The sequence below is a fragment of the Rhodococcus sp. C3V genome (assembly GCF_029269915.1).
Lineage (GTDB): Bacteria > Actinomycetota > Actinomycetes > Mycobacteriales > Mycobacteriaceae > Rhodococcus_F > Rhodococcus_F qingshengii.
Genome location: NZ_JARJBE010000001.1, coordinates 721930 through 744243, shown reverse-complemented (window position 1 = coordinate 744243; position 22314 = coordinate 721930). Strand labels below are relative to the sequence as shown.

The window sequence follows — 22314 nt, the reverse complement described above, 5'->3', positions numbered from 1 at the left end:
CCAGGACAATGGCAGGGTTGGCGTCAGCCGACAACGCGGCGCAACGCTCTGTGGCTGCCGCGTTTGCTTCACTAGGAGGATTCCGTGACCGACGGACCGTTGATCGTCCAATCCGACAAGACGCTGCTGTTGGAGGTCGACCACGAGCGCGCCGGCGATGCCAGGCAGGCAATCGCCCCCTTCGCGGAACTCGAACGGGCCCCCGAACACGTCCACACGTATCGCATCACTCCCCTGGCCTTGTGGAATGCCCGCGCCGCCGGACACGACGCCGAGCAGGTTGTCGACGCGCTCGTGTCGTACTCACGATTCGCGGTTCCACAACCGCTGCTGGTCGACATCGTCGACACGATGGCCAGGTACGGACGCTTACAGCTGGTCAAGAGCCCGGTGCACGGCCTCATCCTGGTCAGCCTCGACCGCGCAGTCCTCACCGAGGTGATGCGACACAAGAAGATCTCGCCGATGCTCGGTGAGAAGGTCGACGACGACACCGTGATCGTCCACCCGAGCGAACGCGGCCGCCTCAAGCAGATGCTGCTCAAGGTGGGCTGGCCGGCCGAGGACCTCGCCGGCTACGTGGACGGCGAAGCGCACCCGATCGATCTCGCTTTCGAAGAGGGCCACTGGGAACTGCGCGACTACCAGCAGATGGCAGCGGATTCGTTCTGGGCCGGCGGCTCGGGCGTCGTCGTGCTGCCGTGTGGCGCCGGCAAGACGATGGTGGGCGCAGCAGCGATGGCAAAGGCCAAGGCCACCACCCTCATCCTCGTCACCAATACCGTTGCCGGTCGTCAGTGGAAGCGTGAGCTCATCGCGCGTACATCGTTGACCGAGGAAGAAATCGGCGAATACTCCGGCGAGCGCAAGGAGATTCGGCCGGTCACGATCGCGACCTACCAGGTGATCACGCGTCGTACGAAGGGCGAGTACAAGCACCTCGAACTTTTCGATTCCCGAGACTGGGGATTGGTGATCTACGACGAGGTCCACCTGCTCCCCGCGCCGGTCTTCCGGATGACGGCAGATCTGCAGTCGCGCCGCCGTCTCGGCCTGACCGCAACGTTGGTTCGTGAGGACGGCCGCGAAGGCGACGTCTTTTCGCTCATCGGCCCCAAGCGCTACGACGCTCCGTGGAAGGACATCGAAGCGCAGGGCTGGATCGCGCCGGCCGACTGCGTCGAGGTGCGAGTGACGATGACGGACGCCGAGCGCATGTCCTATGCCGTCGCCGAACCGGAGGAGCGCTACAAACTGTGCTCGACGGCTCACACGAAAATTGCGGTCGTGAAGTCGATCCTGGCCAAGCACCCCGATTCTCCGACTTTGGTGATCGGTGCGTATCTCGATCAGCTCGACGAACTCGGCGAAGCCCTGAACGCCCCGGTGATCAAGGGATCCACCAAGAACAAGGAACGCGAGATCCTGTTCGATCAGTTCCGTAACGGTGAGATCCAGACGCTGGTGGTGAGCAAGGTCGCGAACTTCTCGATCGACCTTCCGGAGGCGTCTGTCGCCGTGCAGGTTTCGGGAACCTTCGGGTCGAGACAGGAAGAAGCGCAGCGACTCGGACGCCTACTGCGACCCAAGCACGACGGCGGTCAGGCTCACTTCTATTCGGTGGTCTCGCGCGACACTCTCGATGCGGAGTACGCGGCACATCGTCAGCGATTCCTCGCCGAACAGGGCTACGCCTACCGGATCACCGACGCCGACGACCTGCTCGGACCTGCCATCGGCTGAGCATTTCTGCAACACGTTTCAGAAACAAATGGACATACGTCCAGTTATCTGTAGAGTGTCCCCTGTCACAGTCGTGTCCATCGGCCGGGGGTCACCAGCACCATGCGCTCAGTTCCACGTCTACGGGGTCGGCTCGCCGGAACCATCTCGCTGCTGACTGCCGCCGTCGTCGTCGCCACGACCGGCGTCAGCGCCGCGGCACCGAGTCCTGCTCCTACTGCGCAGAACTCGGTGTATGCACTTGCGAACGGTTGCTTCGCGCTGCGCACCGAGTCTGGTGATTTCGTCCGTCGTGACGGGTCGGCGTACCTCACCGACGTGACGAAAGCCGCAGACGCCGAACCGTTCCGACTACATGCGGCCCAGTTGGGTCGATTCATGCTGTACGGCCCGGACGGGTCGATGCTCTCGCACGACGGCGCAGACTCGGTGCTCGCCACTTCCGAAGCAACTCCGTCCACCGACTGGACCGTGATGTCCACCGGCGAGTCCTTCGTTCTGACAGCAACCTCGAACGGCCGTCAACTGATCTCGCGCGATTTGATGCTCACGATGTCCGATCCCGGTGACGTTCCCGAATCTGCGTTCACGCTGATCCCGCGCGACGGCTGCGCCGACTTCCCCGAAGCGGAGGTGGGCGCAAACGGCGTTCCAGGAGAAATCGGACCGAACGGTGAAGTCACCGGATTCATCGACACACACGTGCACATGAACGCTTCCGAGTTCATGGGCGGAAACCTGCACTGCGGCCGACCTTTCGATCCTCAGGGCGTCACCGCAGCGCTCGTCGACTGCCCGGACCATCAACCTGACGGGATACCGGCGCTCCTCGAAAACGTTCTGTCGTACGGCAATCCCTTCGAAACTCACGACACCACCGGCTGGCCGAGTTTCGCCGACTGGCCGGCGCACGATTCACTGACGCACGAGCAGACGTACTACAAGTGGGTCGAGCGGGCCTGGCGCGGCGGGCTGCGAATCTTCACCAATCTCTTTGTCGCCAATCGTGTCCTGTGCGAGCTGTATCCGAGCAAGCGAAATCCCTGTGACGAGATGGAGACCGTCCGGATCCAGGCGCAGCAGACACGCGAACTCCAGGACTACATCGACGCCCAGTACGGCGGTCCCGGCCGGGGTTGGTTCCGCATCGTGAGCTCCCCTGAACAGGCCAGGCAGGTGGCCGCCGACGGAAAGCTGGCCGTCACCCTCGGGGTGGAGGTGTCCGAACCCTTCGGTTGCTCTGTGCGCAACGGTATTCCGCAGTGCACCGAGGACGACATCGACCGCGGCCTGGACGAGTTGTACGACCTCGGTGTTCGGCAGATGATCGTCACGCACAAGTTCGACAACGCCCTCGGCGGTGCCCGTTTCGACGGCGGAGTCACCGGGGTGGCCGTCAACATCGGCAACTACCTGGGCACCGGGGAGTTCTGGCAGTCGGAACCATGCACCGGCGTTGCCGAGGACAACGTGCTGCCCACCAAGGTCGACGGCGCACAGAATCTTCTCGCGGTACTCCCACCCGGAGTGACGCTTCCGGTGTACCCCTCTGGTCCGCAATGCAATTCGCACGGCCTGACCGACCTCGGCGCATACACGATCCGAGGTTTGATGGACCGAGGGATGATCGTGGACATCGATCACATGAGCGTCAAGACCGCCGAAGCGGCTCTCGATATTCTCGAAGCTGCGAACTACTCCGGCGTCGTTTCCAGTCACAGCTGGAGCGACCCGAGCCTGTACAAGCGGATCTACGCACTCGGCGGATTTGTCGCCCTGTACGCCGGACAACTCGACGCATCGGACGAAAAGCCCGAAGAGCGTGGGTTCATCGACCAGTGGCGGGACGCACGGGCGATGCGAAGCGAGAACTACTACTTCGGTTTCGGCTACGGCGCCGACACCAACGGCTTCGGGCCGCAGGCCGCACCGCGCGGCGACGCCGCAGAAAATCCGCTGCAATATCCGTACACCGCCTTCGACGGCACCGTCATGGACCAGCAGCGCGCCGGCACCCGGGTTTTCGACGTGAACACCGACGGCGTTGCCCAGTACGGGATGATTCCCGACTGGATCGCGGACATGCGTATTGCTGCGGGCGCCGACGGCGACACGATCATCGAGGACATGAGCCGTGGCGCCGAGGCTTACCTGCAGATGTGGGAGCGCGCGCGAAACTAGCTACGCTGGTGGACGGTCCCCGGGAGATCGGGGGCCGGTCCTAGATCGTCCGGCACCACCCGAAGGATTTTTTCGTGGCTGACTTCCAGTTCACCGTCGACAAGGCTCACGCCAAGTCGGTCAACGACACACTGGCCGATGTACGCCGCCTGCAGATTTCTGCGGTGATCTTCGCGATCGTCCTCGCCGCGGTCGGGGCCTGGTTGATCAGCATGGGCGAGGTGTGGTCCATCATCATCGGCGCGGTCCTCGCCATCGGTGCGGCCAGTTCCCTGTGGGTTGCCGTGTGGGCACCTCGCAAGGTGGGAAGCGTCGAATCTCTGTATGCGGACAACCCACTGGTTCCCGCGATCGTCACCGAGGTTCACCCTCGAGCGGCGACCTTGACGGCATTGATCGACATCGCGAAGCCGGCGGCCGGAGCACCGCAGTACGCGCTCGTCAGCCGCAATGTTCGACTCAATCCGAAGTGGCGAGTCGGCGACCGCATTCCGTCGGTCGCACTGCGTTCGGATCGTTCCACCCGCAGCAAGGCTGACACGTGGCAGATGGTCAGTCCCATGCCGATCGAGTGGGGGACCAAGGACTCGGCAGTGCTGGCACGCGCGATCGCTGCTGTCAGTGCGAGCGAGTGGAACTTCCTGCAGAGCCGGATTCCCGATTCCGAAGAAGTTCGCACCCACCCCGATCGCCGGGTTCTGATCAACCCGGCCGATCTTCCTGACTCGCTGCGCTAGTCCAAACGGTTACGCGAGCGCGGGCAGCACTTCCTTCTCGAACATCTCGATTCCCGACGTGTCGTACGCGGCCTCGGGGAAGTAGAAGATTCCGTACTCGAGTCCCTGCGCCGCGAGCGCCGACAGGTTCTCGATGATCTGCTCGGGCGTACCCACGGCAGGCATTCCGCGGAACGCATCGAGCGACGCATCGGCGGCAGCTTCGCCGACCAACGGCGTCAGTCGGGCCTTCAGTGTCTCCAACCGCTGAGCCACCTCGGATTCCGTCGCGCCGATGGCCACGTTGTAGTTGGCCGAACGGACGATGGCGTCGAAATCGCTACCGACGGTGTCGCAGTGTTTCTTCAGGATTTCGGACTTGTGCGCGAAGCCGGCCGGGGTGCCGTCGAAGTTCGTGTACTGCGCGTACTTGGCCGCGATCTTGAGTGTGACCTTCTCGCCGCCACCGGCAACCCAGATGGGAATTCCGCCCTCTTGCAACGGAAGTGGACGGCACAGCGCTCCGTCGACCTGGTAGTACTTGCCGTCGAGCGTCGAGCTGCCGGTCGACCACGCCTGCTGCATGATCTGGATTCCTTCGTCGAGGCGGCCCAGACGCTCACCGGCAGAGGGGAAACCGTAGCCGTATGCGCGCCACTCCTGCTCGTACCAACCGCCGCCGATGCCCATCTCGACGCGTCCACCCGTGATGAGATCGGTGGTCGCGGCGACCTTGGCGAGGTACGCCGGGTTTCGGTAACTCATGGCGGTACACATCTGGCCCAGTCGGATACGCGAGGTCGACGCACCGAGTGCGGCCATCAACGTCCACGCCTCGTGAGTCGCTTCTTCCGTCGGCTGGGGAACGGTGTGGAAGTGGTCGTAGACCCACACCGACTCCCACGGCCCTGCCTCCGCGCGCAGCGTGAAGTCTCGCATCACCTCCCACTGCTTCGCGGGGTCGATGCCGACCAGGTCCAGACGCCAGCCTTGAGGTACGAACAGTCCGAATCGCATGTAGCGAGCCTACCTACAGTTTCCCGACGCGCGACCGGGGTGACACCCGCGGAGAGTAGACCGGAATGAAGCGGAACATCATCGCCGCGCCGGCGAACGACGTCGCGCCCAGAGCGGCGAATGCCCACCCGAGTGGGAGCACCGCGGCGAGTAGACCGATCGCGAGCGGCCCACCGAACATGCCGGTGTCGTGCGTCAATCGCCATGCAGCGAGGAACTCGGCGCGTTCTTCGGGCGGGGCGATATCGGCACCGAGGGTCATGATCACGCCGTTGCCCAGTCCGTTGCCGATCCCCATCACGACAGCGACCACGGTCAATCCCACTGCACCCGTCGAGAACGGCAACAGTAGGTACGACACACCGATCACCGTCAGCGAAGGCACCGCGACCAGCCTGCGGCCGTATCGGTCCATGATGTGTCCGGCCGGGTACGAGCACAGCAAGTCCACGGCCGCACCGATACCGAAGATCACACTCACCTGGGCTGCATCCAATCCGAGGTGCAATGCCCACAATGGAAGAACGGCCTCACGCGAAGCGCGGGCGGCGCCCATCAGAAGGGAGCCTGTCCCGAGCGTCGACAGAGCGGCACGATGACGGCGAAGGATCTCCGGGAGCGTGACGTGTCCGTGATCGCTGTTGCCTGCCTGCACCTTTCGTGGCGGGTCGGGAACGCGGGCCATCAGCGCCCCGGCGAGCACGACGCCCACCAATTGGACGAGGAATCCTCCGAGCGCTCCCACCAGGAGAATCACGCCGGCCCCGATGAGCGGTCCCAGGAAGAAACCCAACCGCCACATCGCAGCGAACGACGACATTGCTCGGGCCCGTAGACCGAGTGGCACGGTCTCGGCGAGGTAGCTCTGCCGCGCAAGGCCCCACACCGCATTCGCCAATCCGGTCAACAGTGCGCCGATACCGAGCATCCACGGAGTCTGTGCAAGGAGACAGATCACCACTCCTGTTGCACCCAAGGAACTTCCGCCGATGATCGACCTGCGCTCACCGAAACGCGACACGATCCTGCCGGCGGGGAGGTCACCGAGTACGGCGCCCAAACCACCGAGTGCAACGATCAGGCCGGCGACGGCAACCGAGGCACCCAGGTCGCGCGCGGTGACGGCCATGATGGGGGCAGCCGCACCCTGACCGATCCCGAAGATGGCCGCCGGTACGAAAACCGTTGTGACCAGTGGCTTGAGACCGGCAATCGCCGGCTGTTCCTTGGGCAGTGTTTCCGTCACGCGCTCACTTCTGCCGCGTCAGCGGCCCGCGAGAACCGATTCGCCGGACGATCGAGGCCGTAGTGACCCCGCAGGGTGGATTCCGTGTATTCGGTCCGGAAGAGCCCACGCGCCTGCAGAATCGGCACGACCCGGTCGACGAACACCTCGAGCCCTCCGGGCAGATAGGGCGGCATGATGTTGAAGCCGTCCGCGGCGCCCTTGTCGAACCATTCGGTCAACTCGTCCGCGACCTGCTCCGGTGTCCCGGCAAATGTCCGATGCCCACGGCCACCGCCGAGTTTGCCGATCAGTTCACGGACGGTGAGGTTTTCGCTCTCCGCAAGGTCTTTGACGAGCTGGTATCGACTCTTGTTTCCTTGGATGCGATCGATGTCCGGCAACGGGGGCAACGGGGCATCCAGCGAATGCTCGGTGAGGTCGACGCCCACCATGTTCGAGAGTTGGCGCAGCGAGTACTCAGGTGAGATGAGATCCGTGAACGACTGCTCCAGTGCCTTGGCTTCTTCTTCCGTATCCGCGATGAAGGGAACGATGCCTGGCAGCACCTTGATCTCGTCGGGACTACGCCCGTACTTGATCAGCCGCGCTTTGAGGTCGGTGTAGAAATCCTGCCCCTGCTCGAGTGTTCGTTGAGCGGTGAACACGGCCTCGGCATACTTCGCCGCGAAGTCCTTACCGCTCTCGGAGGAACCGGCTTGCACGAGCAACGGACGTCCCTGTGGAGACCTCGGCGAATTGAGCGGGCCAGCCACCGTGAATCGTTGACCGTCATGGTCGATGCGATGGACACGATCAGGATCGGCGAAGATTCCGGTCTCTTCGTCCAGGACAACTGCCCCCTCTTCCCAGCTGTCCCAGAGTCCGAGCGTCACGTCGAGAAACTCCTCGGCGCGCTCGTAACGACCGCTGTGCGTCGGTACCGCATCGAGGCCGAAGTTCGCGGCCTCGTCGGCGCCGGCCGACGTCACGATGTTCCACCCGCCTCGTCCACCACTGATGTGATCGAGGGAAGCGAACTTCCTTGCGAGAGTGTACGGATCGCTGTAACTGGTCGACGCGGTTGCAATCAACCCCACCTTCTCGGTGGCCGCAGCGATCGCCGACAGCAAGGTGACGGGTTCGAAGATCGCCTGAGTGTTGTATTTGACCCGCGGACCGACTGCTAGACCGTCGGCGAAGAACACCGAGTCCAGCTTTCCACGCTCGGCGATTCTCCCCAGTTCCTGGAAGTGCTTGACGTCCAGGAGGTTGGCCGCATTTGTGCGTGGGTGGCGCCACGCCGCCTCATGATGGCCGACGCCCATCAGGAAAGCGTTCAGATGAAATTGTCGTTCGGACATGAGTTCGCAGAATCTTTCCGTGAATGTGTGGTCAGGTGGTGACGCGCCAGCGCGAGAGCCGACGTTCGATCAGGACCAGAATCGCGTTGATTGTCAGACCCAACAACGAGATCGCGACGATGCCCGCGTACATGTTCGGGATCTGGAAGTTGAGTTGTGAAGCGGTGATCAGATACCCGAGACCGGCTTTGGCCCCGACCATTTCGGCGGCGATCAGCACGAGAATCGACGACGCGGCTGCCATGCGGATACCCGTGAAGATCGTGGGAACAGCGGCGGGCAGAACCACCTTCTGGAACAGCCGAATCGAGGAGAACCCCAGCGAGGCAGCGGACTTGATCAGCAGGGGGTCCACTGTTCGCACACCGGAGATCGTGTTGAGCAGAATCGGGAAGGTGCAGGCGTAGATCACCAGGGCGATCTTCGATTCCTCACCGATTCCGAGAATCAGCACGAAGACGGGAAGCAGAGCCAAGGCTGCTGTGTTGCGGAACAATTCGAGAATCGGGTTGAGGAAGTCGGAGACCGGGCGGTACCAGGCGATCGCGATTCCCAACGGAATCGCGATCGCGATGGCCACGAAGAATCCGGTCAGCGCACGCGTCAGACTGGCCGAAACATGCTCTTGCAATTGTCCGTTCTCGGCGAGAGTGAAGAATGCGGACACAACTTCGGTGAAGGGCGGCAGGAAGACCTTGTCCACCAGCCCGAGCCGAGGTGCCGCTTCCCAGATCCCGAGGAAGATCGCGATCGCAATCGACGGCTTGGCAATCCGCCAGGCGGTGGAACCAATGTAGCGCGCCGCCTTGCCGCCGGCCTGGCTCCGCTGCGCAATGTCAGGTGTTTTGTCGGCCAACGGTTTCGGAGCGGCGACCACCTCCGGCGTCGCCAATGCGCTAGACATGTGCAACCTCCTTGGCAGGATCGAGTTCGCCGGCCCGAGCGCGCTCGACTTCACCGTGCAGTAGCGTCCAGATCCGGTGCCGGAACACTCGGAACTCCTCACCTGATCGCACGTCGTCGCCGGACCGGTCGATGTCGATGTCGACGATCGTCTTGACGCGCCCTGGCCTCGACGTCAGTACTGCAACACGCTGCCCGAGGTAGATGGCCTCGTCGATTCCGTGGGTGATGAACAGGATCGTCTTGCCGGTGGCCTTCCAGATGCGCAGAAGCTCGTCCTGCAGCGACTCTCGCGTCTGTGCGTCCAGCGCAGCAAATGGTTCGTCCATCAGCAACACTTCGGGGTCGAATGCCAGGCTGCGGGCGATCGCGACTCGCTGCTTCATTCCACCGGACAACTCGTGCGGATAGCGATCCGCGAAACCTTGCAGACCGACCAGTTCGAGGTAATGCTCGGCGAGCTCGCGTCGCTCGCTCTTCTTCACGCCCTTCGCTTCGAGTCCGAACTCGATGTTGTGACGTGCAGTTCGCCATGGAAGTAGCGCGTATTGCTGGAAGACGATTCCCCGATCCAAGCCTGGGCCCGTGATCTGCTTGCCGTCCAGAAGGATTCGACCGGAAGTGGGCGAACTGAGTCCTCCGAGGAGGTCCAGCAGAGTCGACTTGCCGCAACCACTCGGCCCGACGAGGACCAGGAACTCCCCCGGCGCCACGTCGATGTTGATGTCCTCGACCGCGGTGAAAACTTCGTCGGTCCCACGAATGTCGAACTGTTTGGTGACGTGCTCGAGCCGTAGTTTCGGTTCTGTGCTCATTTTGCTGCCTCCAGTGCCTGTCCGTCAGCGCCGCTGTCGGGTGAATACGTTCCGTTGGCGTACGGGTTGAATTCGTTGGTGTAGATGTCCGACGGCTTCAACTTTCCTTCTTCGAGTTCGCCGTTACGGGTGAGCCAGTCGATCCACGTGCTGATCTCGGTATCGGTGATCGTTCCGCCGGGGCCGGCGACTCCTGGGCTCTTCCAGTAGCTGATGAGCTTGGTGTCCTCGTTGCGTCCGCGGCTGTTGATGATCGACGTCAGCTTCGCGACCACTTCTTCTCGTGGGTGTGTCTGCGTCCAGCGGATGGCCCTCGCTGTTCCCTGCACGAAATCGGCGACCGCCTCCTTGTTCTGCGCGATGTAGTCGTCACGGAACACCAACGTGCCGTAGGTGAACGAGCCGAACAACGATTCGTCCGTGAACAGCTCGCGAAGGCCACCACGTTCGAGCGCGGAGTCACGGAAGACCGAGCCGAGGGTGGCGACGTCGATCTGTCCCTGCCGCAAAGCTTGTTCCGTGTTGACCGGCGGAACCACGATCAGTTCCACCTGCTTGATCTCGTCCGGTGTAAGCCCCTCCCGCGCAAGCCATTCACGCACGACGAACTCGTGGTGCGCACCGAGGGTGTTCATCCCGACCTTCTTGCCGATCAGGTCCTTCGCCGATTTGATCGGACTGTCGTCGAGAACGTAGTACCCGTTGAAGCTCTCCTTGTCGGAGCCGTAGTACCCGATGACCGAGGTGATCGGTGAACCCGCGGAAGCCAACTTCACCACCGCCCCGTTGAACGCTCCGCCGAACTCGGTTTGACCGGTCGCTGCGTTCTGAATGCTCTGAGGGCCGCTGGTCGTATCGCCGATCCAGTTGAGCTCCACGTCGTTGAAGTAGCCGAGGTCAGCGGCCAGTTCGGGGTAGATGACCTGTCCGGTGCTGCCCTCGTACCGCAGGACGGTCTTGCCGTCGGCGGTCTTGACCACTTCGTCGGAGGAGCCCGAGCAGGCAACGGCAAAACTGGACAGAGTGACAAGAGCGACGACCGCGGCTACCGAGCGCGCGAAACGAGGGCGAATCATGAAGTTGCTTCCTGTAGAAGATGATTGGTTCAGTTCTCGGCTACACCTGTCCGGAGCGCCGTGTGCGGCGCTCGGCACAGGCAGGTGTGGGGAATGTCAGTTCAACGACAACAGTTGAGCGACATGAGCGGGAAAGACCGAAACACGTGAGACTCCAATGAATGTGCAGACAGGATCGAGCCGTGAGCAGTGCCGAAACCATACGTCGGCACCCACTACCTGGGTCAACGGTTACATTCATGCCGGATTTAATGTGTGAGGTCCGTATCATGAGGGCATGCTTTCGCCGACGACTGCGCAGGACTTCGAGCAACACCGTGGCCACCTGACGTCGGTGGCCTACCGTCTCACCGGAAGTTTCAGCGACGCTCAGGATGCGGTGCAGGAGGCATGGATACGCTTGCAAGTCGCACAATCGAGACAAGGAAGCGACCTCGAGATCCGCGAGCTGCGCGGATGGCTCACCACTGTTGTCGGTCGAATCTGCCTCGATCATCTCAAATCGGCCGCGGTCAGAAGAGAAAGCTATGTCGGACAGTGGCTTCCGGAGCCGATCGTCACGCCCGTCGACGCCACCTCGGGCACACCCTCAGCGACACCCGATCCGCTGGAGTACGTCGTGACGCAGGAACAGAATCGTTTTGCTGCCCTCGTCGTCCTGGACACCCTTACTCCCGCTCAACGCGTTGCCTTCGTCCTGCATGACGGCTTCGACGTGCCCTTCGCCGAGGTTGCGCGCATCCTCGACATCGAAGTAGCCACTGCCCGTCAGTTGGCCTCGCGGGCCCGTAAAGCCGCAGCGTCGGCGCCGGTCCCGGTCAGTAGCGAGGAGCATGCTGCTGCCGTCGAGCGATTGGTGACGGCTATCGCGAGTGGAGATCTGAACGCCGTGATAGGTGCACTCGATCCCGATGCCGTCCTGATCGGTGACGCAGGCGGAACTACCCGCACGGCTGTCAACATTGTGCGCGGCAGCGATCGTGTCGCGCGGTTCTATCTGGGATTGGCCCGCAAGTACGGACCGGCAGCGGTGTTCTCGATGTCACCGGTTCTCGTCAACGGACAGCTCGGCGGTGTATTCGCCGGCTCACCGGGGGACGACCAGTACCCGCAGTTCGCCGCTCGCGTTGCCGGCTTCACTGTCCGCGACGGAGTTGTGTGCGCAGCCTACGACATTGCGAATCCAGCCAAGTTCAGCGCTGTGCCGATGCTCGATCACACCGAACCCGAACGCAAGTAGCGAGACTCCCATTCCTCGAGGTGTGATCTGGACACCTGCGTGCCGAACCACAGTCGGTGCAGTACATCCGATCCCAGATGATGCAATTCGGTGTGCGTCCTCCACTGCTGCGACGCCCACTCGGGTTCGTTGTGGGCGGCGTCGATCCCGGCCATCGCGCTACCTCGCAGTTCGAAGTCCAGGTCCCGACGAAGCTCCGAAAGCTCCGACCAATTCGCCTGTGGTGCATAGTGCCTCGCGCGAATTTCGGTCAGCAGCTTGAACAGGACGCTACCCGCCCGTTCGTCGACCCAGATCAGAGTGCGTCGATGCGCACCGCGCCCCACCGTCCACAGGACCACCAACGCCACGACGACGCCGATTGCCGTCTCGAGCATGCGGCTGAGGATCAGATGTCGGACGGTCCCGTGCGCACCACCGGCCGCGCCGAGGAGAATCGCGAGGGCGGTGATGAAGATGACGGCTATCCCGTAATTCCGCACCAGGAACAGCTCGATCCCCGCCATCAGGACTGCAAGTACCGCCACCAACCACAGACCGGTCGGACTCCAGGAGTAGATGGCACCCAACAGAATCAACCCGAGGACGGTCCCACCGATGCGGTGGATTCCGCGATAGGTGCCCAGTATTCGGTCCGGTCCTTGATGAAGGACCATCGCCGCGGCGATCACCGCCCAGTCCGGGCGATCGATGCCGAGCAGGACGGTGAGGGTTCCCGCCGCCATACAGGCAATGGACAGCCGAAGTGCCGTCACCGACGCTCGGCTGGACCGATTGCAGGCGCGGAGGAACCGATATCGGATCGTCGGGTCGGGCAGAGGCGGGTGAGCACCGACGTCGTCGACGTCGAACGCGGGGTCGGCCATGAGTTCCGGATCGTGGTCGTCGGAGATCGCCCTGGCCATCGAGATCTGCGCTCGTTCGAGTTCACGGGTCAACGGGTGGTCTTTCCCGACGATTGCGCCGCGGTAGAGGCACTGCCACGCGTCGTGCAGCCGAAGTGCTGCAGCGTGGCGTTTGTCTCGCGTGAGTTCGGGTGGGGCGTACGTCGCCTGAGCGTCCGTGTACTCCGCAACGGCCGAGACGGCTGCCTGTACAGCGCTGCGTTCGACAGCTCTCGGTGCCCACAGGATTCCCGTCATCGAGACGACCACCGCGCTGATCCCACCGATTGCCGTCCACATCGCGACCTCGACCGGCGGCTGACCGGGAGTGGCGATCACGGAACTGATCTCGGTGGTGAGCAACAGAAAGAACGCGCCCGGTGGACCCAATCGAAGCGCGTCGACGGTGAAGGCGCAGGTCGACACCACGACGGCCATGATCAGCACGACAAAGACCAGCAGCACCGTCGGCGCTCCCTCAGCGATGGCTCGGTGGACGGGCTCACCCACCGATGCCCCGACGAAGGACAGGATCGTCAGCGCCGTCGCAGCGATACCGACTGCCTTCCACCTGCTCCGGTACGGACGACCCTCACCGTAGATCGATGCAAATGCACCGAGGCCGACCAGGAGCGAAGCAGACCCGAATCCGAGCAGTGTGGCGATGGCCGCCGGAATCGCCAGGGCGAGGGCGACGCGAACCGCTCCGGGGTACCTGTTTCCCACCGGCGGCAATCCGAACAGGACGCTGCGCGCCGGCCGCGGAGCCGGGAGGTTGGACTCGTGACCCGCTGATGTTTCTTCGGGGTCCACTGCCCATCCTTCGCGCCGGCCTGTTCGTGTCTGTGTCGTCCCATTCTTGCGGGCGGCCGACGTGGAATTCGAGGCGGGTCCGGAGGTCGATTCGACCACCCCTTTATTGACACTATGTCAACAGTGTGGATGATAGGTGGAGTCGGATCCGCTCGCGGGTCGCACTTCATCGATCGGGAGAATCACGATGACGCAAGGATCTACCGCAACCCGGACCGCAGAACGACGGTCCCCGTGGATGGACGACGAATTGGAGGCCGTGGCCGACCTGGCAAGGAACTTCTTCGCCAAACACGTCACACCGCATCAGAAACGCTTCGCGTCCCAAGGTTTTCCCGACAAATCCGCATATCGAGAACTCGGGGCGCTCGGGCTCGCCGGCATGTCGATCCCCACCGAGTACGGCGGCGGAGGAGGAACTTTCGCGCACGACGCCGTGCTGTTCCACGAGCAGGTCATGGCGGGTGATCATTCACTCCAACTCGGCGTGCACTCGGGAATCGTGCCGCACTACCTCAATGCCTACGCCGATCACGAGCACAAACTGCGCTGGCTACCGAAACTGGTGAGTGGCGAGTGGGTGGGCGCAATCGCCATGACCGAGCCCGGCACCGGATCCGACTTGCAGAACATCACCACCCGAGCCGTCCGCGACGGTGACGACTATCTGATCAGCGGCGCAAAGACCTTCATCTCCAACGGTCGCAATTGTGATCTGGTGATTATTGCCGCCAAGACCGATCCCAGCCTCGGAGCGCGTGGAGTGTCGCTCATCGTGGCCGAGGTCGATGACAACACACCGGGTTTCGAGCGCGGGCGAATACTCGAGAAGGTCGGACAGAAGGGCCAGGACACCACCGAGCTGTTCTTCGACCGCTTGCGGGTGCCTGCAACAAACCTGCTCGGGGACCGCGAAGGCACAGGGTTTGCCCAGCTGATGCAGCAGCTACTGCCCGAACGATTGATCTGCGGAGTTGCAGCCACTGCGGCAATGGAGCGTGCAGTCGCCCTCACCGTCGAGTACACCAAATCCCGAAACATGTTCGGGCAAAAGCTCTTCGATCTGCAGAACACGCGCTTCGAACTTGCCGAGTGCGCGTCCATCGCTCGTATCTCACGAACGTTCATCGACGACTGCATCGTCAAATACCTTGCCGGGCAGCTCGATGCGACTACCGCCGCGATGGCCAAGTACTGGCTCACCGATCAGCAGTGCGCCGTGATCGACCGCTGCGTGCAACTACACGGCGGGTACGGCTACATACTCGAATATCCCATCGCTCAGATGTATGCCGACGCTCGTATTCAGCGAATCTACGCCGGATCGAACGAAGTCATGAAGGACCTCGTGGCGAGATCACTCTGAGCAATCAGGAATCCGCCTCGCACGCCGGCAGAACGTCACGCACGATCGCGAGCAAACTGCGTACCAGCAGAAGGTGCACCTGTTCGCGGTCGAGCGCTCCCGTCACCAACCACTGCTTACTGGCGGCCTTCGCCAAGCCTCCGTACGCCACGATCATCGAATGAACAGCAGCCTCACTGCCTTCACTCGGTCGAATCTCGAGCGCATCCATCATGCGTCGCGCAGCAACGTCGTCAGCATCCTGCAGGATCCGATCCATCTCGGGATCACGGCGGAGGTCGTCGGACATGACTGTCGAGATCCACATGTCGCGATGACGCCAGGCGACGTCGAGCCACCGATCGATCACGGCGCCGATCCGCTTCTCCTGGCTCGCCGATCGCGGAATGCGGTCCACCGCCACTTCGGGAATGAAGACGAACCGCCGCACGACGTCGAGATACAACTCCCGCTTGGAGCCGAAGTAATGATTGAGCAGCGGACGTCCGACCCCAGCCGCCTTGGCCAACTCGGTCATCGAGACGTCGGCAAAAGACTTCTCCTCGAAAACCTTTGCCGCGCTGACAATGATCTGCTCACGCCGGTCTTCGGGACCGAGACGCCTTCCGCCTGTGGCCGACGCGGACGTCATTCTTTTCTCGCAGGCGTGCTGTTGACCGTCGCCTGCGCCTCGACCATGAGCGAAATGTGCTCCACCAAACGCTTTCGAGAGATCTTGGAGGACGGGGTGTGCGCCTGATAGATGAACGCGAGGGCACCGAACAGCCCCACTGAATTGAGTTCGGAGTTCGCGGAGTCGGTTGCCTCGCCGCCGTACATCAGCTCGAGCGACGCGGAAATCGGATTCGTGAACTCCGCCATCAATTCTCGCCCTCGATCCCACAGCGCAGGTTCCGCCTGGGATTCGACGAACATGATGCGTCCACGTCGAGGATCTTTGAATACGTAGTTGGTGAAGGCCTTCACCACGTGGCGGATCAGGGCCGACGGTTCGGAAGGCGCCACCTCGAGAGCGTCCAGAATAGTGTCACGCGCACCGAGAACGACCTCGTCGAGCACGGCGACCAGCAGTTCGTCACGGTTGGCGAAGCTCTCGTAGAAGTACCGTTCGGTCAGCGCGGCCTCGCGGCAGGTCGCACGCATGGTCGCGGCGGCCGCTCCCTCGGTGCCCATGATCTGCAACCCGGCTTCGATCAGCTGTGTCCGGCGCGCGGCGCGGCGATCTTCCGGTTCCTGCCCACGCCACCTGCGCGGGCCGGTGCGCCGAGCCTCGGTATCCGTCATGTCCCCATGTTCTCACTGACCGGCAGCGCTCTCGACCTCAGGTTATCGCGGCGACCTCCGCAAGCGAACTGACATCGCCCGATGTCAATCAGTTGAATTCTGACATCAACCGCTGTTGACATCACTTGATGTCAGACTTACTCTTCGTTCAGTTGTTCACGCACCAATCAGGAGGCGTCACACATGGTCGACATCGACCCAACCTCGGGGCCATCGGCCGGTGACGAGGAAACTCGAACTCGCCGAACACGAGTCGTCGTCATCGGAGCCGGTTTCGGCGGCATCGGAACGGCTGTCCGCTTGAAGCAGTCCGGGATCGACGACTTCGTCGTTCTGGAACGTGCCGCGGAGCCCGGGGGAACCTGGCAGGTCAATACCTACCCCGGTGCACAGTGCGACATCCCGTCGATTCTGTACTCGTTCTCGTTTGCGCCAAATCCGAACTGGACGCGGCTGTATCCGCTACAGCCCGAGATCTACGACTATCTCCGGGATTGCGTCCATCGCTTCGGACTGGCCGGTCATTTCCACTGCAATCAGGGCGTGACAGAAGCTTCGTGGGACGAGCAAGCCCAGATCTGGCGGGTACACACTGCGGAAACCGTGTGGGAGACACAGTTCCTGGTCGCGGCCACCGGCCCGTTCAGTGCCCCCGCCACACCCGACCTTCCCGGGCTCGAATCGTTTCGTGGTCAGATGTTCCACACCGCGGACTGGAACCACGACCACGACCTTCGCGGTGAGCGGATAGCCGTGGTCGGCACCGGTGCCTCTGCGGTGCAGATCATCCCCAGACTGCAACCGCTCGCGGACACGTTGACCGTGTTCCAGCGGACACCGACGTGGATCCTGCCGCACCCGGATCAGCCGATGACCGGCTGGCCGAGCGCTCTCTTCGAGCGGGTGCCGCTCACCCAACGACTGGCACGCAAGGGACTCGACCTGCTCCAAGAAGCCCTGGTACCCGGATTCGTGTACAAGCCGTCACTGCTCAAAGGGCTGGCCGCACTCGGCCGAGCACACCTTCGCCGGCAGGTGCGGGACCCGGAGCTTCGCGCAAAGCTGCTCCCCCACTACGCATTCGGATGCAAGCGTCCGACGTTCTCGAACACCTACTATCCCGCGCTGGCGTCACCCAATGTGGAGGTGGTGACGGACGGAATCGTCGAGGTGCAGGAGCGCGGAGTCCTCACCGCGGACGGTGCCTTCCGGGAAGTCGACACCATAGTCATGGGAACCGGCTTTCGTATGGGAGACAACCCGTCGTTCGACATCATCCGGGGCAAGGACGGCCGCAGCCTCGCGCAGACGTGGAACGGCAGTGCCGAGGCCTTCCTCGGCACCACCATCAGCGGGTTTCCGAACTTCTTCATGATCCTCGGCCCCAATTCCGTGGTCTACACCTCGCAGGTCGTCACGATCGAAGCGCAGGTCGAGTACATCGTGAGCTGCATTCTTCAAATGGACGAGGGCGGCATCGGCAGTATCGACGTCCGGGCAGACGTGCAGAGAGAGTTCGTGCGCGCGACCGACCGCCGACTCGCCACCAGCGTGTGGAACGCCGGCGGGTGCAGTAGTTACTACCTCGTCGACGGCGGCCGCAATTACACCTTCTATCCCGGATTCAACCGATCCTTCCGCACCAGGACCAAACGAGCCGACCTCGCTCACTACGCGCAGGTACAACCCGTCTCGTCCGAATCACTCACCACTGCCCGAGAAACCGTGAGGAGCCGATAATGCTCGGCATCAACGCCTTCCGAGGCACACCCGTCGTCGCACCGTCCGGCGCGCGCCGCTACACCGACGAAGCACATGCGATCGCCGCCCGTGACGTCGAATTCGACTGGGACGGCGTACCACTGCATTACGTGCCGAACGAACCGATGGTCACCCACGTCATCAACTTCATGCATCTCGTGTTGCCCGAGGGAGAGCGGGCCATGTCCGCAACGCTCGCCGAAGCACTCCCGCTCATCGAGGACCCCCGCCTGCACGAAGAGGTGGTGGGATTCGTCGGACAGGAAGCAACACACGCGTCGTCGCACAAAGGTGCACGCGAGCATCTTGCGGACCTCGGCATGGACATGAAACCGATGTCACGCCGGATGGACTGGCTCGTGGACAAGATATTGGGCGACAAAGGATTGACCGGAAAAGCCAAGCACGCCTGGCTCTGTGAACGTCTCGGCTTGTTTGCCGCGATGGAGCATTACACGGCGGTGGTCGGGGAATGGCTGCTCACCGATCCCGCCCTCGAAGATGCCGGCATGCACCCGACGATGCTCGACATGGTCAAGTGGCACGGCGCCGAGGAAGTCGAGCACCGCAACGTGGCCTTCGACGCCTACATGTACGTGGACGGTAGCTACGCCAGACGCGTTCGCACGGCGCTGCTCGCCAGCTTCACGTTGTTCGTGTTGTTCATCGCCTCGATGAACTACCTCTTCCGGCAGGACCCGTCGAAGGCGAAGGGCCGCCTGTGGCCTCTGCAACTGATCAGCGCCACTCGCCGCGGCCTGGTCCCGAACATGAAATTCCTGATCACCGAGATTCCTCCGTATCTGCGGCCGAGCTTCCATCCGTCCCAGATCGGGGACATGGACGTAGCCATGCGCTACCTCGCTCGCTCACCTGCCGCCAATCGTTCTTCCGAAAAGAGTGAAGGATGAACAAGACGACTGCCGACCGTCCTCACGACGCACAAGACTTCACACCGACCCGGTCGTTGAGGATGGCCGCACAGGCGACGAGCGCATACCGTCGAATCTTTGCGTCAAGTCCTGCAGCGCAGATACTTTCGCGTCCCAACCCGGTCCGCTACAGCGGATTCGACATGACGCTGGACGTGAAGTCCGTCCGGTTCGAGTGCGCAGACGTCCTGAGTGTCACCTTGACCCCGAGGGAAGGAATCACCCTGCCGTCGTGGATTCCCGGCGCTCACCTAGACGTCATTCTCCCCTCGGGAAGGCAACGACAGTATTCGTTGTGCGGAGACCCCGACGACTTGACCTCGTATCGGATCGCCGTCCGGCGGATCGACGAAGGCGGGGGCGGCTCCCGCGAGATACACGAGTCGCTGAAACCCGGAATGGTTGTCGACGTACGAGGGCCGCGGAATGCATTTCCTTTTGTCACTGCTCCGTCGTACCTCTTTGTTGCGGGCGGAATCGGGATCACTCCGATACTTCCCATGGTGCAACGCTGTCACCGCCGCGGAGTCCCGTGGCGATTGGACTATCTCGGACGAACTCGGGCAGCTATGCCATTCCTGAACGAGATCGAGGAGTATTCCAGCGGCCGGGTAACCATCCGACCCGACGACGAGCTGGGTCCGACGGATATCGGAACACTCGTCGCTGCTGCGGATCCCGGTGCCGCGGTGTACACGTGCGGACCGGTTCCGCTGATGAACACGGTGCGTGCGGCAACTTTCGCCGCCAACCCGACCGGATCGGTGCACAGCGAGAGGTTCTCCCCACTCCCGGTAGTCGACGGCAAGGAGTTCACGGTGCATCTGGCGCGCACCGGTCTCACCGTCGATGTGGGCGAGTCCGAAAGCGCCTTGGCTGCAATACGACGCGTACTTCCCGGAGTAGCGTATTCATGCCAACAGGGCTTCTGCGGTACATGCAAGGTCCGGGTGCTCTCCGGGACCGTCGAGCATCGAGACACCCTCCTCACCGAATCCGAACGTACTGGTTCGATGTTGACCTGTCGATCACGTTCCACCGGTGGGTCTTTGGTGGTGGACCTGTGAAGGGAAAATTCTCTCTTTCTGCGGCCGACGCAGCCTTCATCCGCTCCGCTCCGCTGGTGATCACTCACGGATCGAATCCGAAGCGACATGTGAAAGCTTGTGGCAGACGTTGACCTCGGACGGAGCGCTCACGTCGTGGGCGCACGGGATCACCGGAGCTGACTGGACCTCGGACAGACCATTCGGCATCGGGACTACACGAACCGTGCGAGCCGGCGCTTTTGCTGCACTGAACGAGCGATTCTTCCGCTGGGACGAGGGGCGCCGGATGTCGTTCTACGTGGAGTCGGCGTCACTTCCGGGGTTCAAACGCTTCGCCGAAGATCTGGTGTTGGAACCGACTTCGACTGGCAGCCGCCTCACCTGGACGTTCGCTGTGCAAGCGCAACCGTGGTTCGCCCCCATTCTGACTCTGTCCCGACCGATCCTCCAACGCGTCACCCGCGGCTGGGCCGACGGCGCCGTCCACCACACACTTCAAGGAACTCCACGATGACGGCGACCGAGATCGACACGACCACACAGGCGTCCGACGACACGGTGACACAGGCAGTGCGCGACGCCCGTACTGCTTCCGAGTGGTGGGCAGAACTGACATTCGAGCAACGTGCTCGTCGACTGGATCGGTGGCGAGGAATCATCGCTCGTCGAGCATCCGAACTCGCCGACGTCGTTCACCGGGACATGGGCAAGCCGCACCCTGACGCGATGCTCGAAATCGCCATGGCACTAGAACATCTCGCGTGGGCGTCGAAGAATGTCCGAAAGGTATTGGGCAGGCGCAGCGTCCGCTCCAGTTTGTTGACGGTCAATCAGGCCGCCTCGGTGGAGTATCGACCTCTCGGGGTGATCGGTGTGATCGGTCCGTGGAACTATCCGGTCTTCACCCCACTCGGTTCGCTCTCGTTCTCGCTGGCTGCAGGCAACGCCGTGGTCTACAAGCCGAGTGAGTTCGCACCGGCAGTCGGGCAATGGTTGGGCCGCGCCTTCGCCGAGGTCGTCCCTGAACATCCTGTGCTGCAGGTCGTCACGGGCGATGGTTCGGTCGGCGCGGCACTGTGCCTGGCCGGTGTCGACAAGATCGGGTTCACCGGATCGACCGCGACGGGCAAGAAAGTCATGGCAGCGTGCGCCGAGACCCTCACACCGGTGTTGATGGAATGTGGTGGTAAGGACGCGCTCATCCTTGATGCCGACGGAAATGTCGGTGCCGCCGCGGATGCTGCGGTGTGGGGAGCATTGTCCAACTCCGGTCAAACCTGTCTGGGCGTCGAGCGTGTATACGTGCACGAACATGTCTACGGCGAGTTTATCGACAAGACAATCACTTTGGCTGCCCGAGTTCATGCGGGTCCGGGTGCCGAAGACAAGATCGGTCCGATCACCATGCCCTCGCAAGTCTCCGTCATCCGGCGCCACATCGACGACGCGATGTCGCGGGGTGGACGTGTCGTTCTCGGAGGGCTCGGCTCGATCTCCGGCCAGTACGTGCAACCGACCATCATGGTCGACGTCCCCGAAGACAGCCTCGCCGTCACGGAGGAAACTTTCGGCCCGACGATGACGATCACCAAGGTCGCCTCGATGGACGAGGCGGTGGAGTTGGTCAATGCGTCGCCATACGCATTGGGAGCAAGCGTGTTCGGCAAGGACGGAGCGGCTGTTGCCGATCGGCTCCGATCCGGAGGAGCGTCGGTGAACTCTTACGTGATGTATGCCGCGGTTCCCAACCTGCCACTGGGTGGGGTCGGAGCATCTGGTTTCGGACGCGTTCACGGCCCAGATGGTCTGAAGGAGTTCACCTACGCTCGTTCGACGACTCGGCAACGATTCCGTTCGCCCCTACCACTGACGACGTTTCGAAGGACCGCCCGAATCGACTGGCTGGTCAAGGTTCTCATCCGCGCACTACACGGAAGGCACTGAA

19 protein-coding genes are annotated in these 22314 nt (G+C 62.6%); 10 read left to right on the top strand and 9 right to left on the bottom strand.

Annotated features, from left to right (window positions below):
• Window positions 1–84: 84 nt before the first annotated feature.
• From P3G66_RS03695 to P3G66_RS03685, 3 genes are all read left to right on the top strand, one after another.
• The gene (locus tag P3G66_RS03695; protein WP_003940219.1) at window positions 85–1743 is read left to right on the top strand and encodes a DNA repair helicase XPB; all 1659 of its coding nucleotides are present in this window, start codon (window positions 85–87) and stop codon (window positions 1741–1743) included.
• 102 nt (window positions 1744–1845) lie between these two features.
• On the top strand, window positions 1846–3924 hold the full coding sequence (locus tag P3G66_RS03690; RefSeq protein WP_214926139.1) for a dipeptidase: 2079 nt from the start codon (window positions 1846–1848) through the stop codon (window positions 3922–3924).
• A 74-nt stretch (window positions 3925–3998) separates the two neighbouring features.
• Window positions 3999–4661 (top strand): DUF3239 domain-containing protein, encoded by a 663-nt coding sequence (locus tag P3G66_RS03685; RefSeq protein WP_007733514.1) that lies wholly within the window; start codon window positions 3999–4001, stop codon window positions 4659–4661.
• A 9-nt stretch (window positions 4662–4670) separates the two neighbouring features.
• Here P3G66_RS03685 and P3G66_RS03680 read toward each other — a convergent pair whose 3' ends face one another.
• From P3G66_RS03680 to P3G66_RS03655, 6 genes are read right to left on the bottom strand one after another with little or no spacing between them, the layout of a single operon-like run.
• A complete protein-coding gene (locus P3G66_RS03680; protein ID WP_063315901.1) occupies window positions 4671–5657 on the bottom strand; it encodes an LLM class F420-dependent oxidoreductase in 987 nt (328 codons plus the stop codon).
• Between the two features lie 13 nt (window positions 5658–5670).
• A complete protein-coding gene (locus P3G66_RS03675; protein WP_214923123.1) occupies window positions 5671–6903 on the bottom strand; it encodes an MFS transporter in 1233 nt (410 codons plus the stop codon).
• Complete coding sequence (locus tag P3G66_RS03670) at window positions 6900–8246, bottom strand: LLM class flavin-dependent oxidoreductase (protein ID WP_276116201.1); 1347 nt, start codon at window positions 8244–8246, stop codon at window positions 6900–6902. Before P3G66_RS03670 ends, P3G66_RS03675 begins: the two co-directional genes overlap by 4 nt.
• Window positions 8247–8277: 31 nt before the next feature.
• Complete coding sequence (locus P3G66_RS03665) at window positions 8278–9150, bottom strand: ABC transporter permease (RefSeq protein WP_003939860.1); 873 nt, start codon at window positions 9148–9150, stop codon at window positions 8278–8280.
• Window positions 9143–9964 carry an ABC transporter ATP-binding protein gene (locus P3G66_RS03660; RefSeq protein ID WP_003940477.1) on the bottom strand — a complete coding sequence of 274 codons (822 nt, stop codon included), beginning with the start codon at window positions 9962–9964 and terminating at the stop codon, window positions 9143–9145. Before P3G66_RS03660 ends, P3G66_RS03665 begins: the two co-directional genes overlap by 8 nt.
• On the bottom strand, window positions 9961–11040 hold the full coding sequence (locus P3G66_RS03655; RefSeq protein WP_007733528.1) for an ABC transporter substrate-binding protein: 1080 nt from the start codon (window positions 11038–11040) through the stop codon (window positions 9961–9963). Before P3G66_RS03655 ends, P3G66_RS03660 begins: the two co-directional genes overlap by 4 nt.
• A gap of 277 nt (window positions 11041–11317) precedes the next feature.
• Between P3G66_RS03655 and P3G66_RS03650 the strand changes: the two genes are divergently transcribed.
• Window positions 11318–12280, top strand: coding sequence for a sigma-70 family RNA polymerase sigma factor (locus P3G66_RS03650; RefSeq protein WP_030535346.1), 963 nt, complete (start codon window positions 11318–11320; stop codon window positions 12278–12280).
• Here the strand turns inward: P3G66_RS03650 and P3G66_RS03645 are convergent.
• Entirely contained in the window at window positions 12256–13977 is a 1722-nt protein-coding gene (locus P3G66_RS03645) for an FUSC family protein (RefSeq protein WP_047271187.1), read from the bottom strand. The two genes, P3G66_RS03650 and P3G66_RS03645, sit on opposite strands and share 25 nt — an antisense overlap.
• A 187-nt stretch (window positions 13978–14164) precedes the next feature.
• Between P3G66_RS03645 and P3G66_RS03640 the strand changes: the two genes are divergently transcribed.
• Window positions 14165–15343 carry an acyl-CoA dehydrogenase family protein gene (locus tag P3G66_RS03640; protein ID WP_047271188.1) on the top strand — a complete coding sequence of 393 codons (1179 nt, stop codon included), beginning with the start codon at window positions 14165–14167 and terminating at the stop codon, window positions 15341–15343.
• 4 nt (window positions 15344–15347) lie between these two features.
• Here P3G66_RS03640 and P3G66_RS03635 read toward each other — a convergent pair whose 3' ends face one another.
• Both P3G66_RS03635 and P3G66_RS03630 read right to left on the bottom strand, forming a co-directional pair.
• Window positions 15348–15974: a TetR/AcrR family transcriptional regulator gene (locus tag P3G66_RS03635; RefSeq protein WP_030535343.1), complete on the bottom strand. Its 627-nt coding sequence runs from the start codon at window positions 15972–15974 to the stop codon at window positions 15348–15350.
• Window positions 15971–16627, bottom strand: coding sequence for a TetR/AcrR family transcriptional regulator (locus tag P3G66_RS03630; protein WP_276116200.1), 657 nt, complete (start codon window positions 16625–16627; stop codon window positions 15971–15973). The genes P3G66_RS03635 and P3G66_RS03630 overlap by 4 nt, the downstream gene beginning before the upstream one ends.
• A gap of 183 nt (window positions 16628–16810) precedes the next feature.
• Between P3G66_RS03630 and P3G66_RS03625 the strand changes: the two genes are divergently transcribed.
• The 5 genes from P3G66_RS03625 to P3G66_RS03605 all read left to right on the top strand — a co-directional run bounded on the left by P3G66_RS03625 (window position 16811) and on the right by P3G66_RS03605 (window position 22313).
• Window positions 16811–18367, top strand: coding sequence for an NAD(P)/FAD-dependent oxidoreductase (locus tag P3G66_RS03625; RefSeq protein ID WP_192712264.1), 1557 nt, complete (start codon window positions 16811–16813; stop codon window positions 18365–18367).
• Window positions 18367–19299, top strand: a complete 933-nt coding sequence (locus P3G66_RS03620) for a metal-dependent hydrolase (protein WP_003940129.1) — start codon at window positions 18367–18369, stop codon at window positions 19297–19299. Before P3G66_RS03625 ends, P3G66_RS03620 begins: the two co-directional genes overlap by 1 nt.
• A complete protein-coding gene (locus tag P3G66_RS03615; protein ID WP_209920505.1) occupies window positions 19296–20387 on the top strand; it encodes a PDR/VanB family oxidoreductase in 1092 nt (363 codons plus the stop codon). Before P3G66_RS03620 ends, P3G66_RS03615 begins: the two co-directional genes overlap by 4 nt.
• Before the next feature lie 97 nt (window positions 20388–20484).
• Window positions 20485–20883 carry an SRPBCC family protein gene (locus P3G66_RS03610; RefSeq protein WP_251014176.1) on the top strand — a complete coding sequence of 133 codons (399 nt, stop codon included), beginning with the start codon at window positions 20485–20487 and terminating at the stop codon, window positions 20881–20883.
• Window positions 20880–22313, top strand: coding sequence for an aldehyde dehydrogenase family protein (locus P3G66_RS03605; RefSeq protein WP_214923131.1), 1434 nt, complete (start codon window positions 20880–20882; stop codon window positions 22311–22313). The genes P3G66_RS03610 and P3G66_RS03605 overlap by 4 nt, the downstream gene beginning before the upstream one ends.
• Window position 22314: the final 1 nt, after the last annotated feature.